At 43.6% G+C, this 13,345-nt stretch carries 14 protein-coding genes; 4 read left to right on the top strand and 10 right to left on the bottom strand.

From position 1 onward, the window contains the following. Positions 1 to 13: 13 nt before the first annotated feature. The 4 genes from ASG89_RS27855 to ASG89_RS27840 form a co-directional block, all read right to left on the bottom strand. On the bottom strand, positions 14 to 772 hold the full coding sequence (locus tag ASG89_RS27855; RefSeq protein ID WP_057314482.1) for a C1 family peptidase: 759 nt from the start codon (positions 770 to 772) through the stop codon (positions 14 to 16). 120 nt (positions 773 to 892) lie between these two features. Further along, a complete protein-coding gene (locus ASG89_RS27850) occupies positions 893 to 1,621 on the bottom strand; it encodes a DUF6081 family protein (protein ID WP_057314481.1) in 729 nt (242 codons plus the stop codon). 31 nt (positions 1,622 to 1,652) lie between these two features. Then, on the bottom strand, positions 1,653 to 2,579 hold the full coding sequence (locus tag ASG89_RS27845) for a prenyltransferase (protein WP_057314480.1): 927 nt from the start codon (positions 2,577 to 2,579) through the stop codon (positions 1,653 to 1,655). Between the two features lie 291 nt (positions 2,580 to 2,870). Then, positions 2,871 to 3,197, bottom strand: a complete 327-nt coding sequence (locus tag ASG89_RS27840; protein WP_057314478.1) for an L-rhamnose mutarotase — start codon at positions 3,195 to 3,197, stop codon at positions 2,871 to 2,873. A gap of 230 nt (positions 3,198 to 3,427) precedes the next feature. Here ASG89_RS27840 and ASG89_RS27835 point away from each other — a divergent pair, with 230 nt between their 5' ends. The 3 genes from ASG89_RS27835 to ASG89_RS27825 are packed head-to-tail and all read left to right on the top strand — an operon-like array spanning position 3,428 to position 6,324. Then, positions 3,428 to 3,931 (top strand): TRAP transporter small permease, encoded by a 504-nt coding sequence (locus ASG89_RS27835; protein ID WP_057314476.1) that lies wholly within the window; start codon positions 3,428 to 3,430, stop codon positions 3,929 to 3,931. Then, the gene (locus ASG89_RS27830; protein ID WP_057314474.1) at positions 3,931 to 5,223 is read left to right on the top strand and encodes a TRAP transporter large permease; all 1,293 of its coding nucleotides are present in this window, start codon (positions 3,931 to 3,933) and stop codon (positions 5,221 to 5,223) included. The genes ASG89_RS27835 and ASG89_RS27830 overlap by 1 nt, the downstream gene beginning before the upstream one ends. A 45-nt stretch (positions 5,224 to 5,268) precedes the next feature. Next, positions 5,269 to 6,324 carry a TRAP transporter substrate-binding protein gene (locus ASG89_RS27825; RefSeq protein ID WP_057314472.1) on the top strand — a complete coding sequence of 352 codons (1,056 nt, stop codon included), beginning with the start codon at positions 5,269 to 5,271 and terminating at the stop codon, positions 6,322 to 6,324. A gap of 40 nt (positions 6,325 to 6,364) precedes the next feature. Here the strand turns inward: ASG89_RS27825 and ASG89_RS27820 are convergent, their stop codons facing one another. From ASG89_RS27820 to ASG89_RS36780, 6 genes are all read right to left on the bottom strand, one after another. Beyond that, on the bottom strand, positions 6,365 to 7,123 hold the full coding sequence (locus ASG89_RS27820) for a response regulator transcription factor (RefSeq protein ID WP_057314470.1): 759 nt from the start codon (positions 7,121 to 7,123) through the stop codon (positions 6,365 to 6,367). Further along, a complete protein-coding gene (locus ASG89_RS27815; RefSeq protein WP_057314469.1) occupies positions 7,116 to 8,969 on the bottom strand; it encodes a sensor histidine kinase in 1,854 nt (617 codons plus the stop codon). Before ASG89_RS27815 ends, ASG89_RS27820 begins: the two co-directional genes overlap by 8 nt. 75 nt (positions 8,970 to 9,044) lie before the next feature. Next, the gene (locus ASG89_RS27810) at positions 9,045 to 9,362 is read right to left on the bottom strand and encodes a cupin domain-containing protein (protein ID WP_057314467.1); all 318 of its coding nucleotides are present in this window, start codon (positions 9,360 to 9,362) and stop codon (positions 9,045 to 9,047) included. A gap of 132 nt (positions 9,363 to 9,494) precedes the next feature. Further along, on the bottom strand, positions 9,495 to 11,000 hold the full coding sequence (locus ASG89_RS27805; RefSeq protein WP_057314465.1) for an alpha-glucosidase/alpha-galactosidase: 1,506 nt from the start codon (positions 10,998 to 11,000) through the stop codon (positions 9,495 to 9,497). A 106-nt stretch (positions 11,001 to 11,106) separates the two neighbouring features. Further along, positions 11,107 to 12,018: an AraC family transcriptional regulator gene (locus ASG89_RS27800; RefSeq protein WP_057314463.1), complete on the bottom strand. Its 912-nt coding sequence runs from the start codon at positions 12,016 to 12,018 to the stop codon at positions 11,107 to 11,109. A 93-nt stretch (positions 12,019 to 12,111) separates the two neighbouring features. Continuing rightward, positions 12,112 to 12,282, bottom strand: coding sequence for a hypothetical protein (locus ASG89_RS36780; protein WP_157276843.1), 171 nt, complete (start codon positions 12,280 to 12,282; stop codon positions 12,112 to 12,114). A gap of 202 nt (positions 12,283 to 12,484) precedes the next feature. Between ASG89_RS36780 and kduI the strand changes: the two genes are divergently transcribed. Further along, positions 12,485 to 13,318 carry a 5-dehydro-4-deoxy-D-glucuronate isomerase gene (gene kduI, locus ASG89_RS27795; protein WP_057314461.1) on the top strand — a complete coding sequence of 278 codons (834 nt, stop codon included), beginning with the start codon at positions 12,485 to 12,487 and terminating at the stop codon, positions 13,316 to 13,318. Positions 13,319 to 13,345: the final 27 nt, after the last annotated feature.

Below are 13,345 nucleotides of genomic sequence, written 5' to 3'. Positions count from 1 at the left end.
TACTCAATCAAATTTATTTACCAGTCCAGTAATCAAAGGTCAGTGATTTATTTCTGAAAAAAGAATAAGGAATATAGCAATACCCTGCATCTCCCCATTTCGTTCCCCATGAGTTTCGAGCAATAATGACACCTTTCCCTTTTTCCTTACCATCCTTATAGCCAACCGCGAGCAGCGCATGACCGCCCAGAAGTCTTTCCTTTTTCCGATTAGGATAGGGGATTACCCCAGTCTTAGAAGCTGTTTTATTCTCAAATGAGGCATACAGCCAAATACCAAATACAACAGGCGATCCATCCGCGAGCGCAGCCTTTACCCCTGCTAAATCATGAATACGATGATAGCCCTCAATACGATAATATCTAGCAAGCGTCTCCGCTTCATAATTCGGCGTGTTGCGAAATTTAGCGATGTCATAAGGCCATACTTCCTCTGGGCAAACGCCAGTCTTCTGAAGGACTTTGAGCCCGTCACGGATTGTAGCTCCCGCATCCTGATTAATCGTATTCTCAAGCTCACGCTCATGCCAATAGTGGAAAAGACGTGATAAACGAGTTGGGTTTTCATCTTCGGAACGCAGCCAATATTCTCGCAGTCCACTTACAATTGCACTCGATGTGCATGAACCTAAAGAACCTTGGTTGACAACTGGAGAAAGTTTGGCCCGTAAATCGATTTGTCCCGGCAATTGAGATTCCCGAATATAATTGACACTTCTGTATGTGAAATCACGAAAATCGCGAGGGTCCTGTTTGACTGTGAATTTCCGCATACCTGTACCTCCTAAGAAGCCTAATCGCTGAGTACTCCAGTGTATTCACCCATAGGCAGGAGCGTGCAAAAAAGAACCCGACTTCAGAAATGAAGTTCGAGCTCTTTCATGTACACCTTCTTATTCCGTTATTGTAACCGTCACTGGCGACCACTCGCCGATAATTGTCTGCCCATGCAAGGAGACACTGCCTTGTGGTGTCAAATCCTTTTCAGTCATCATACCTAGAGCAACTGTAAAGCGATTGAATTTGATTGGTACCTTCTTCTCACGTCGAACTTCCTCACCATTCACATAGAAAATGACTTCGTCATTACCGCGGTGATACGTAATTTTGTACGTATTGAATTCACGCGGTTGGAAATTCGTTTCCTCTTTGAAGATACAGAAGAAGCGCGTTTTGTCTGTCTCAGGAACTTGTACACCCGGGAATGGAAGTACGGCATATACACTCGCATATTTATCGTTGCCAGCAAAGAAATCCAGCGCAGCCCCTGTTGTAAAATCAAGCAAATTTAAGGAGACGAAGCCGTCATATAAATCGTTCGGCTCTGTGTTCTGGGTGCGGGCGCGGATTTGAAGTTCGAAGGAAATTTCTCCTTCTTCGGGCACCTCAACATCATGTGCTGAATAATACATGTGCTTGGCGTTATCTAGAAATTGTACATAGTCATTCTTACGGCTTAGCAGTGCTCGTGCATACAGAATGCCATTTCGAACAATGATCGTGGCATTAGGCTCTCTGAATTCCCAGAAAGACCCATCTGGCATCGGGAACCCACCTATTTTCCAAACTTCGCCCTCAGATAAGATCGTGTGGAAATCACCAATTGTAAATTGCTTGCTCATCGCTTATGACCTCACTTTGTTGTGATATTAGTTATTGAAAAATAGCTTGGACAACTAAAGCCAACATCATGATCAAGCCGCCTCTGGTTGATGCTTTTAGAGAAGCACCCATTAACGGCAAATAGGCAGGAGAAGGATTTTCTGACTTCAAATTCCTATATACGCGATAAAATGGAACGGCTGTCACTAATGCAAGCAGGGCATAGTAAGGGAAAACATCAAGTATCACACACAAAATCAATGCCAAGTATGAGAGAACGAATAGGAATTTAGAGAAAACCAGTGCACGCTTCTCGCCCCAAACAACAACTAGCGTTCGCTTACCAGCGCTTCGATCCGCCTGCCAATGAAGGAAATGATGATTAAATAGAATCAATGTGGTCAATAATCCAATGGGCAAAGATAGTAAAATGGATCGAACATCTATCTGCATGGTCTGCACATAATAACTGCCTAGTGTAGGCAGAACCCCAAATGAAAGCAAAATAGCAATCTCGCTATATCCTTTGCCGCGATAGCCAAATTTAATAGGCGGTGCCACATAAAAGTAGGCAATCAAAGCACCTAAACCTCCGAAAACAAGTACGAGCCAACCGCTGCTTAAGCTTAAGATAAGCCCACAAATCAGCGCTATAGCAAACAATGACCATGTCAATAAACTAAACGTTCGCTCTGCAATGGTACCATTTGCTAGAAAACCTGAATTGGTCGAAATCGTTGAGGCTGTTTCCTTGGCTGCCGTATCAATGCCATTGCGAAAATCCCATAAGTCATTAATCATATTCGAGAATAAGTGCGCAGCAATCGATCCAATGAAGGTTAGCACAAATAAGATCGGATGAAATGTATCGTTCCATACAATTGCTCCTAGTCCGCCTAATACGATAGGAATAACCATGACTGGAATAACCCGAAATCGTGATGCCTTTAATAATAATGTTAAGTTGAGGTTATTCATTTTCCACGTCCCTTTCAACAAAAAATGCTCTGTTATTCATACTATCCCAATCCTAGTAGTACTTCAAGTAGGTTTCAATTCCCCTAAATCCACTGTATTCCAGCTCTGGTAAATCGTCGGAAAATGAGTAAAAACTCCTATCGAAGTACTTCGAAGAAGTGCGACCGCGTTTTAAATGTAGTTTTTATCGCCAATAAGAATTGTTCTTCCGAGTACCGGAATCTTATAAATTCTTATGTGGTAAAACAAGGATGCTAGAGTCATCTCTAGTCATCCTTGTTCCTATATCACCTATTTCAGATAGAAAACCTCACGCATCGGCGTAATTGGAACAGCTTCACGGAAATCGAAGGAGCCTACAACCATTTTGGAAGTAATGGCATTCCACCGATTACATGCGTCACTTTCTGCCAGATAGGAGAACGCAGCATCTAAATCATCGCATAAGAATACATAGAAAAATTGCGCACCATTTTGAAAAATGGAGTAATCTCGGATGCCAGCTTTACTATGTTCTTCCATAATCTCCGGCCAAGGAGCCAAGTGCATCTTCACATATTCCTCAAGAACTTCTTCGCGAATTGTCCATGTCCAAGCAAATTTACCGCTATTTTGCATAAGGCTCAACCCTTCCTTTTTTACATATGATAGATTTCATAAATTCAACTTTAATTCAACTTTACTTTGCCGACAAGGGTCAGTCAATACTGATCTTCACATTCTACATTCTAAAAAAATTACAAAAAAAACTAAAAACTCTGGCGTACCTCCTCGAGAATTCGACCGCTATACTAAAGACATCGCAAATGGAAGCACTTACAAAAAAGAGAAAGGAGGTCCGTTTCACGATGCGATTGTTCCGAAAGCTAGCACTTGGTATCGATACTTTTATCGAGTCGGTTTCTCTAATCGGTTTACTAAGTATGATCATTATTGTCACAACTCAGGTCATGACGCGTAAGCTATTCAATTTCGTTTTTTTCTGGTCCGAAGAAGTCACGATGTTACTGCTTGTCTGGTTCTCATTCATGGGAATCGCGATTGGTTTTCGAGAGAAGCTTCATCTAGGCATTGATTCCTTCACACACAAGCTTCCAGCTTCATTCAATAAAGCGCTCGATAAGCTCATTGAGTTCACTATTCTCGCATTTGGTATCTATCTCTTGCTATATGGATGGGATTTCACTGTCATGATGCACGAATCCGAACTGCCAGCAACAGGTCTACCCAACAGTACGTTGTATGTCATTATGCCCATTACTGGTGTCATGACTTGTGCTTATGCACTTCTGCAGCTGTTTGGCTTTGAAACGAAACGGCATGTCAATTTGAAGGAAGGAGGCACCCATTAATGGACTCGACCATTGCCATTCTCATCTTATGTGTCACCTTCGTTGGTCTGATCGTCCTGCGATTTCCGATCTCCTTAGCGTTGGCAGGCTCATCACTGCTTACCCTGGTTTACTTGAAGGTTCCACTTGCAACTGTAGGCCAAACCATGATTCAAGGGATGAACTCGTACTCCTTGTTGACGATCCCCTTCTTCATTCTTGCTGGCCAGATTATGAGTGAAGGACAAATGGCTCTTCGACTCATCAATCTCGCTCAGGTTCTTGTTGGGGGGATTCGCGGTGGTCTAGCCATGGTGAACTGTGTGGCTTGTATGTTTTTCGGTAACATATCAGGCTCCGCGATAGCTGATGTCTCTTCTATAGGCTCAGTCATGATTCCCATGATGAAAAAGAAAGGATATGACACGGACTATGCCGTTGGCGTCACGGTTTCTGCGGCCATTCAAGGCGTTGTTGTTCCACCGAGTCACAACCTTGTCCTTTATTCCCTGGCAGCAGGCGGCGGCATCTCCATTGCCTCTTTATTCCTCGCAGGCATCGTCCCTGGTCTGATCCTCTGTGTATCCCTTATGGTTACAAGTTATGTCATTGCGATTAAACGCGGTTATACCAAGAGTGAATCCGTGCCATTACGTGATATTCCAAAAATCGTCCGCGACGGACTTCTGTCCCTTCTGACTGCGGTCATTATTCTTGGCGGCATATTCACTGGATGGTTTACAGCAACAGAAAGCGGCGCGCTCGCTTGTTTATATGCTTTCATCCTTACGTTTCTCGTCTATCGGGATATTCCAATCAGTCGTATGTGGATCATATTGAAACGTACCTTTCGAACGGTTTCCATGGTACTCTTTCTAATTGCAGCTTCAGCTACCTTCAGTTGGGTACTTGCTTTCCTCAAAGTTCCTGGCATGCTAACCGATTTGCTGCTTGGCATTACGGATAATCCCATTATTATTTTGTTAATTATCAATATACTTTTGTTAGTATTAGGCGCTCCGATGGATATGGCACCGCTAATCTTAATTATGACACCGATATTACTGCCCGTCGTAACGGCCCTTGGTATGGATCCTGTTCACTTCGGTATCATTATGATGTTAAACTTAGGCATCGGACTACTGACCCCGCCAGTCGGGACCGTCTTGTTTGTTGGATCCGCGATAGGCAACATTTCGATTTCTGAGGGCACGAAGGCCATGATGCCATTCTTCTATGTCATGTGTATCGTCCTGATGATCCTGACTTATATTCCCGGCCTTGTTATGTGGCTGCCTAATCTTATGAAATAGCTTGAATAGATCTACCAAACTTTCCGACAAAGGATGATTATCGACATGCCTATAAAAAGAAAAAATCTTGCCATCCTCAGTACAGTCATTGGTACAAGTTTGTTACTTTCAGCTTGTGGCAGCACGCCTACTAGCAGCTCAACTTCAGCACCTGGAACAGCTGCTCCCGCTTCAGCAACGAAAAAAAGCGATGGACCTAAATTGAATTTCCGTTTAGCTGAAACACACCCTGCTGATTACCCGACAACAATTGGCGATAAGAAATTCGCAGAGTTGGTTAATCAAGCGTCAGATGGTCGTATCAAAATCGATGTATTCCCCGCCTCCCAATTAGGTGAAGAGAAGGCAGTTATCGAGCAAGTCCAGCTCGGCGCCATCGAATTTACCCGTGTCAGCACAGGTGCACTAGGTGGATTCAACAAGCAATATGAAGTGTTCAGCTTGCCCTATATTTTCGACAATGATGCTCATCAATGGAAGTTTCTAGAGAGTGAGCAAGGGACGAAGCTCCTGGATAGTCTGGAGACCTCCCGCATGAAGGGGCTTGCCTACTATAGCTCTGGTGCTCGACATTTCTACTCCAAGAAACCGGTTAAAACATTAGCCGACCTAAAAGGACTCAAAATACGTGTCATTCAAAATAAAGTAAATATCGATCTCATGGCTGCGCTTGGTGCAAATGCAACTCCAATGCCCTACGGTGATGTGTTCAATGCTTTACAGACCGGTATCATTGATGCCGCAGAAAACAATTATCCAAGCTATTTCTCTTCGAACCATTTCCAACAAGCCAAAAATCTCATTCTAGACCAACATCAACGTGTACCTGAAGTTTTGCTGATATCCAAAGTAGCTTGGGATAAGCTTTCTAATGAAGACAAGGATTTGATTAAGAAAGCAGCTCAGGAATCCGTCAAAACACAAAAAGCCGAATGGGATAAATTCGAAAAGGATTCAGAAGCTAAAGTAAAGGCAGCTGGCGTTACAATTACGGATGTGTCAGACCTCAAACCTTGGCAGGATGCGGTTAAGCCTGTTATTGAGAAATATCGCAGTGAATACAAAGAAACACTAGAAGCGATTGAGAAAGCGAAAAAGTAAGCCTAAATGAAGAAAAGGATACATGGAGGTGAAAGGCGCCTCACATGTGTCCTTTTTCTTTCGACATTCCGCCGCATTTCCGATATTCTAACGGTGAAATCGCAGTTAGCTTCTTGAACGTGGAACTGAAGTACGAAATATCTGAATATCCCAGTCTTTCTGCGATTTCAGAAACACGCAAGGATGTTTTAACAAGCAGTCGCTTCGCCTCTTCCATTCGCATTTCAATCACGAAATCAACGAACTTGCCACCGGTTTGCTGCTTAAAAAGCTGACTTAAATAGCTTGGATTGAGATGCACTAGTGTGGCTGCATCGGTCAACGAAATCTCTTTGTGAACATTTGCCATAACGAATTGCTGCACGCGTGCTATGACCGATAGTTCATCTAGATTGGGTAAGGCTGTTTCCGCACGTAATGCCTCTTCCCGTGTCTCGCGTTCTTGAATCCATTTGCGTAAACAATCTGCCATCGCTTCCGTTTCCACGGGCTTTAACAAAAAATCCTTCACGCCATGTCGAATCGCTTTCTGGGCTAGTTGAAAATCGTCATACCCACTGACTAGTATGATATTCACTGACTTCCGTGCTAACTGCTCCGCTAATCCAATTCCATCCATAATGGGCATCTTTATATCAGAAATCACGAGATCAGCTTGATGATGCTCAAGCGCGTCTAGCGCCTCTAATCCATTTCCACATTCCTGCATAATAGCTACAGGCAGCTTGGTCTGTTCAACAGCTTTCCGCAACACAACGCGGACCCATTTCTCATCATCCACGAGTATGATTTTATACATGACTAGCCCCTCCCTCTCCTTGTAGCTTCAGTGGCAGCTTAATCCTAACTGTGGTTCCAGCACCAACACTACTTTCCAGTTCGAGGCCAGAATCCTCCTCAAATAAGTACGAAATTCGACGATGTACATTGACAATGCCGATTTGGGAGACGGCTGTCACCATATCCTTTTGGCGCAAATCAAGTTGCAAAGATCTTAGTTTATCAGCAGGTATTCCGGTTCCAGTATCTTTGATTTCGATTACAAAATAGTTTTCATCATAACGTTTAGCAGAAATATCAATATGAACGGGCATCGCACTCGTCTCCAAGCCATGAATGACACAATTCTCAACAAGCGGCTGGAGAGCAAACTTGGCTATCAATTGAGTCTCTGCCCATACTGGAATCTGAAACGAATACGTGAGTCTCTCTTGAAACCGATATTGCTGAATCCGCAAGTACATGTCACAGATATGAACTTCTTGTTGCACGGAAATAGTCGCACCTGCATGATTCAAATTGTAGCGAAGCAGTCGCGCCAACGAGGCAACTAATACAGAAATATCCGTCATATCCTTTTCCAATGCCATACCTCTGACCGTTTCTAACGCATTCATCAAAAAGTGCGGGTTCACTTGGGATTGAAGCACTTTCAGTTCCGTCTCTTTCTGACGAAGCTGAAGATCTTTCTCGCGCAGCTCTGAATAGTAAATTTCATCTAAGAGCACTTGCAGCTTCTCGACCATTTTATTAAAATCATTCGTTAACTGACCGATCTCATCTTTGGACTCAATATCTACTCGAGATTGAAAATCCCCTGCTTTCACTCTTTTCATAAAGAATTGTAGTGAACGTATTGGTCTAACAATGCTAGTCGCGAAGCCAATTCCGATTAAATAGGCGATAAGAAGTGTAAAGACTACGGTCCACCATATGGTTTGCCTAATATACTGCGTGCCATGTGTTAATTCGGATTCCGGAATCATTGTGACTAATCGCCAATTCAGATAGGACGACTTGCTCCATGTATAGAACGGTTTATCTCCTGTTGCGGCTTGGTACGAGCCGCTATCTCGCGTTAGAATAATCGGCAATTGCTCCAACTCAGACAATTGACCAATTTCCTCATTCGCTGGGGAAAATATATAGTGACCCGCGGAGTCGATGATAGAGAGATATCCGGTACGTCCAATCGTTACGCGATCAGCAATTTCTTGAATGCGTTTGAAATTCACTTCCATGATCAAGGTAGCAACAGGCTCTAAAGTATTCGGACTCACTAACCTCTTCACAATTGAGAGCACAGGCACATACTCGAGTTCATAGCGAGGTGAGGGCGGACGAATGATAAGTCGAATATCACTATTGTTAGGAACACTTGAAAACCACGGTTCTTGAATGAGTTCAATGGCAGGTGTTACGTTCTTGTTGAAGCTTGTATCCAGAACCGCTTTATCCTCCATAACCAGCAGGATGCGCGAAATATCCGATCGAGAGTACGCGGTGTCGTGAAATAACTGCAGCAAGGGTTCTCGGATGCCAGATTCCTTCACTTCTTGTTCACTCGTCATCCGCAGGAACTGCCCCATGGCCGGATGGTTCTGCATACGAATCGAGTCAATTTCGAAATCGCGTATGTAGTACTCGATATGGAGTTTGACCTGCTCAATAATTTGTTCATTACTTAGATTCGCTTCTTCGCGCAGCACCTCGGACGATTTCTGATAGGAGATGAATCCAACGACACACAGCGGAATCACAACTAGCATGGCTGAATATACGAGCAATTTCACAGTCAGCGGACGATCACGTAAAAATAAGCTGCGGTGAAACCAATTCCACGCTTTGCGTCCCCTTTTTCGCATAATCTGCCTCCATTTACTATTGTAAACGCATTCAATTGTCGCACTTAAAGTAAAACCAGTTGCGGGAGCAACTGGTTATCTTTTTACCAAATCTTCACGAATTGGTGTAAATACATCTAATAGTGCAGAGTCTTCCAATGCAGTAACGCCATGTTTAGCTCCACTAGGTATATAAATCGTTTGGCCCTGTTCAATAACAGTAACGACGCCATCGATTGTGAATTCGATTTTACCCTTCAAGCAATACGACATTTGTTCATGAACATGACTGTGTTGATAGCCAATCGCCCCAGGTTCAAAATGAACCTCCATCATCATTAAACCTACTTCTGCTTTCAAAATACAACGAGTCACGCCTGGTTCTGCAGCTTCCCATACGCCAATATTAGACATCTGACTTTCCCCTTTCGTTATCAAACACTTCCAACCTGAAATGAAAAAAGAAGGACCGCAAGCGGCCCTTCACTTACTCACTAATTATACCCGAAAAGCACCCAAATGAACATACTTGAAAACAAACGAACCTCAAGCAGTTGTCGTCGCCCGATCCTTTCCTTTGTCAGCTTCCCCCGCGTTCTTGTTAGCCGCCTCGCGATCCTGCTGCATATCAGCGACAGATTTCACCTTCACACGAGCAGCGCCTTCGTAGTCACGCGTCGGAATAAGATTCCCTGCTGCAAGTCGCTGTTTGGCCTCAGTAATTGCCGCACCATATTGCGGCAGCCATGCCTCTTGTGCAACTAACATTTCGTCTACCATTTGCCAAATTTCCTTCGGATTGCAAACAGCTCCAATCAGAGGATCCATCATAAACGCTTGACGCAGCAGCTTATCATCCCCGTGAACAGCTGCCTCTACGGCCAATCGCTGAACAGAAATACTAACATTACATACCGCTGCTGGTCCTAACGGCAGTTCACCAACATGCGGCATCGAGATCCCGTTGCGATCGACATAGCCCGGTGCTTCAATAATTGCATCATCCGGTAAATTCGAGATCACACCTTTATTGACCAGGTTAAAATGTCCCCGGTAAACGCGTCCTGTTTCTAGCCCTTCGATAATGTAGGAGCCATGCTCTTCACTGCGCTTCTCGGTCGCATAGACGAAAGCAGGATCCTTCATCCAGTTCGGGAAATCTGTCTCAAACCAACGTCGTCCCTCTGTACATACACGTAAGTAACCGCCCGTTTCACCATTAATCCAGGACCCCATATCAATCCAATCCTGAATTTCACTGGCCCGTTTCCGATACCAAGGGACATATTCACTCAGATGTCCATTGGACTCGGTGCTATAGTAGCCGAAGCGGCGCAGCATATCAATGCGAACTTTCTCTGTTCGTGCATACTCGGCATGATTTTCAAATGCTTCTAATAAGCCTGCCGTCAAATCCTTCCCCTCGTGAGAAGCTTGGATGTACCATGTTTGATGATTAATACCGGCGCATATAATATCCACATCTTTCTTATCCAATCCATAAACATTTGCAATTTGATGATGACCATGCTGTACACCGTGGCAAAGGCCTATCGTCCGAACACCGCCGTATTTATTACAAGCCCAAGTCAGCATAGCCATTGGGTTCGCGTAATTCAACAATGTCACATCCGGCGCAGCGACCTCGCGAATATCTTGGCAAATACGAAGCATTTCAGAAATGCCGCGTTGGCCGTACATGATACCACCCGCACACAATGTATCACCAACGCATTGATCCACACCATATTTCAAAGGAATGTCCACATCTGTTGCAAAAGCCTCTAGACCGCCTACACGTATTGTGCAAAGCACATATTTGGCCCCTTCTAACGCTTCCCTGCGATCTGTTGTCGCTTGAATTTGAATCGATAAGCCATTCTCATGGATATCACGTTGACATAACTCTGTCACCATCTCTAAATTGTGTGGATTAATGTCTGTAAAAGCCACTTGAATATCATGAAATTCTGGTACTGCTAATAAATCTCGTAGTAGTCCACGTGTGAATCCAATACTTCCTGCGCCAATGAATGCTACTTTAAATGCCATATTTATCGCCCTCTCTATCACTTCGTCTATGTTTTACATTGTACCAAGCAAAGAGAGAAAACGTTATCAAATTTCTAACTTCATTGCATACCATTTGTCAAAAATACTAACTTCCTTCTGGATACATACGCTTGTACGTATTCATCGACTTGCGATAATCCGTAGGTGTTAAATTGGTATGCGCCTTGAATAACATATGAAAATACTGACGGCTGCCCACCCCGATATAATCAGAGATATCCGCGATCGGGATGTCTGTTTCTAGCAGCAGCATTTGTGCTTTTTCCATCCTTATTTCCGTTAAGTAAGCCATGAGGGTTTGCCTTGTCACCGCTTTGAATATGCGCTGTAAATAGCCTGGATGTAAATTCACAGCCCCTGCTATGTCTTTCACTTGAATCTCGCGATCGTAATTCTGATGCATATAATCCATACTTTTCTTCACATACCACTCGCTTTGTACCAAACTACTACTTGCGGATTCACGTCGTAAACGAGCGATTCGAATCAATAGTTGAGCAAATAACAGTTGAATCATGGACTCGCTCTTGTCAGCCGGCTTGTCTAACTCTAGCACCAAACTTTTCATCACATGATACACTTCATCAGGGTCACGCAACACTACGTAAGCGCTCTGAATTCCCAATAAAGAGCTCAGCTGTTTCTCTTCCGCGGCAAGCTGCTGTAAAGACGGCATCACGCCTTGATGAGATGTAAAACGAAATTCCACATTGAGCATCCGACATGGCTCATCCTCTTCCACAATAAGTCGATGGGCAATATTGGCATTGAGTAGAATGAACTCCCCTTTTTTCAATCTAACTCGTTCCGTTCTTGTTGGGGAAAGCTGTACATCTACATCACAAAAGCCATGTATGGTATACATGATCTCAGTCGCATCATGTCGGTGAAAGGGCATATGAAAGCCTTGCCATTGTTTAAAATAATAAGCAACCACCTGTGGATGACAAGGGTGATCTGGCAACAAAATAGGAAATATTCTTGTCGGTTGTGACATTGGGGCCTCCTTTCCATCCGTTCATATGGTCATTGTACTCCCCTGCCTACAAAAAGAAAATCCCTTCCAATGGAAGGGGCATTTCTACATTATTCAGTCTCGGTCTGTGTAATCATCATCCGAAAAGGGATGACTTAAATTATCCATAATTTCTGCAACCGCATCACTTAACATATCTGTCGGTGTTGTATCTTCTTCCTCTGGCAGTGTTGGGATTGTATCATTGCAAACGTGATCGAAATAATGACTTTTATCCATCGACATGTGGGGGCCTCCTTCTTACCTTCTTAATAAACTGTACTCGTTTGCTTGTTTTGTACACTTTCCGTTCACTTTATTCACAACTTCCATAATTTCCACATCTCGCAAGTAAGATGCCCTTGCCTAAATGGTTGATATGAAGTAAATTAAACCTATATGAACGTATATCAACACAAATAAACCAACCCTAAGGAGAGATTAATCCATGGATATCCGCTATGCGTCACACCCGAATGAAGTTAAACAATTTGATACTGAACGTTTACAAGCTGAATTTCAAATTCAATCTTTATTTACAGAAAACCAAGTGACATTAGTTTACTCACATGTTGATCGTTTTATTATTGGCGGCGTTCTGCCAACGACAGAAACGCTTCAATTAGAAGCTGATCGCAAAGAAATGGCTGCTGACTACTTCTTAGAGCGCCGCGAGATCGGAATTATCAATGTTGGTGCTAGAGGGACAATCACTGTCGATGGCACAGCGTACACAATGGATTCCAAAGACTGCATTTACATTGGGCTAGGTTCCAAAGAAATTTCCTTCGCAAGCGATGATGCAGCGAACCCAGCGAAGTTCTACTTCAACTCCACACCAGCTCACACAACGTACCCAACTGTTAAGGTTGCGATCAGCGAAGCGACGCCTGCACACCTGGGCAGCATCAACACGTCTAATGAGCGTACTATTTATAAATACATCCACTTGGATGGCGTTCAAAGCTGTCAACTTGTTATGGGAATGACATTATTGAAGCCAGGCAACATGTGGAATACAATGCCATCGCATACGCATAACCGTCGTTCCGAGGTTTATTTCTATTTTGACATGCCAGAAGATGCTGTTGTCTTCCACATGATGGGCGAGCCACAACAAACGCGTCACGTTGTTATGCGCAATGAGCAAGCTGTTATTTCCCCAAGTTGGTCCATTCACAGTGGTGTTGGTACGAACAACTACACATTCATTTGGGGTATGGCTGGTGAAAATCAAATGTTCAACGATATGGATGCAGTAGCTATGCAAGATTTAAAATAATCGGTAATCCCACTAGAAGAACGGATG

Origin of the sequence: Paenibacillus sp. Soil766, from assembly GCF_001428105.1 — a bacterium.
Taxonomy (GTDB): domain Bacteria; phylum Bacillota; class Bacilli; order Paenibacillales; family NBRC-103111; genus Paenibacillus_E.
This window is presented reverse-complemented; position numbering and strand designations above follow the sequence as displayed.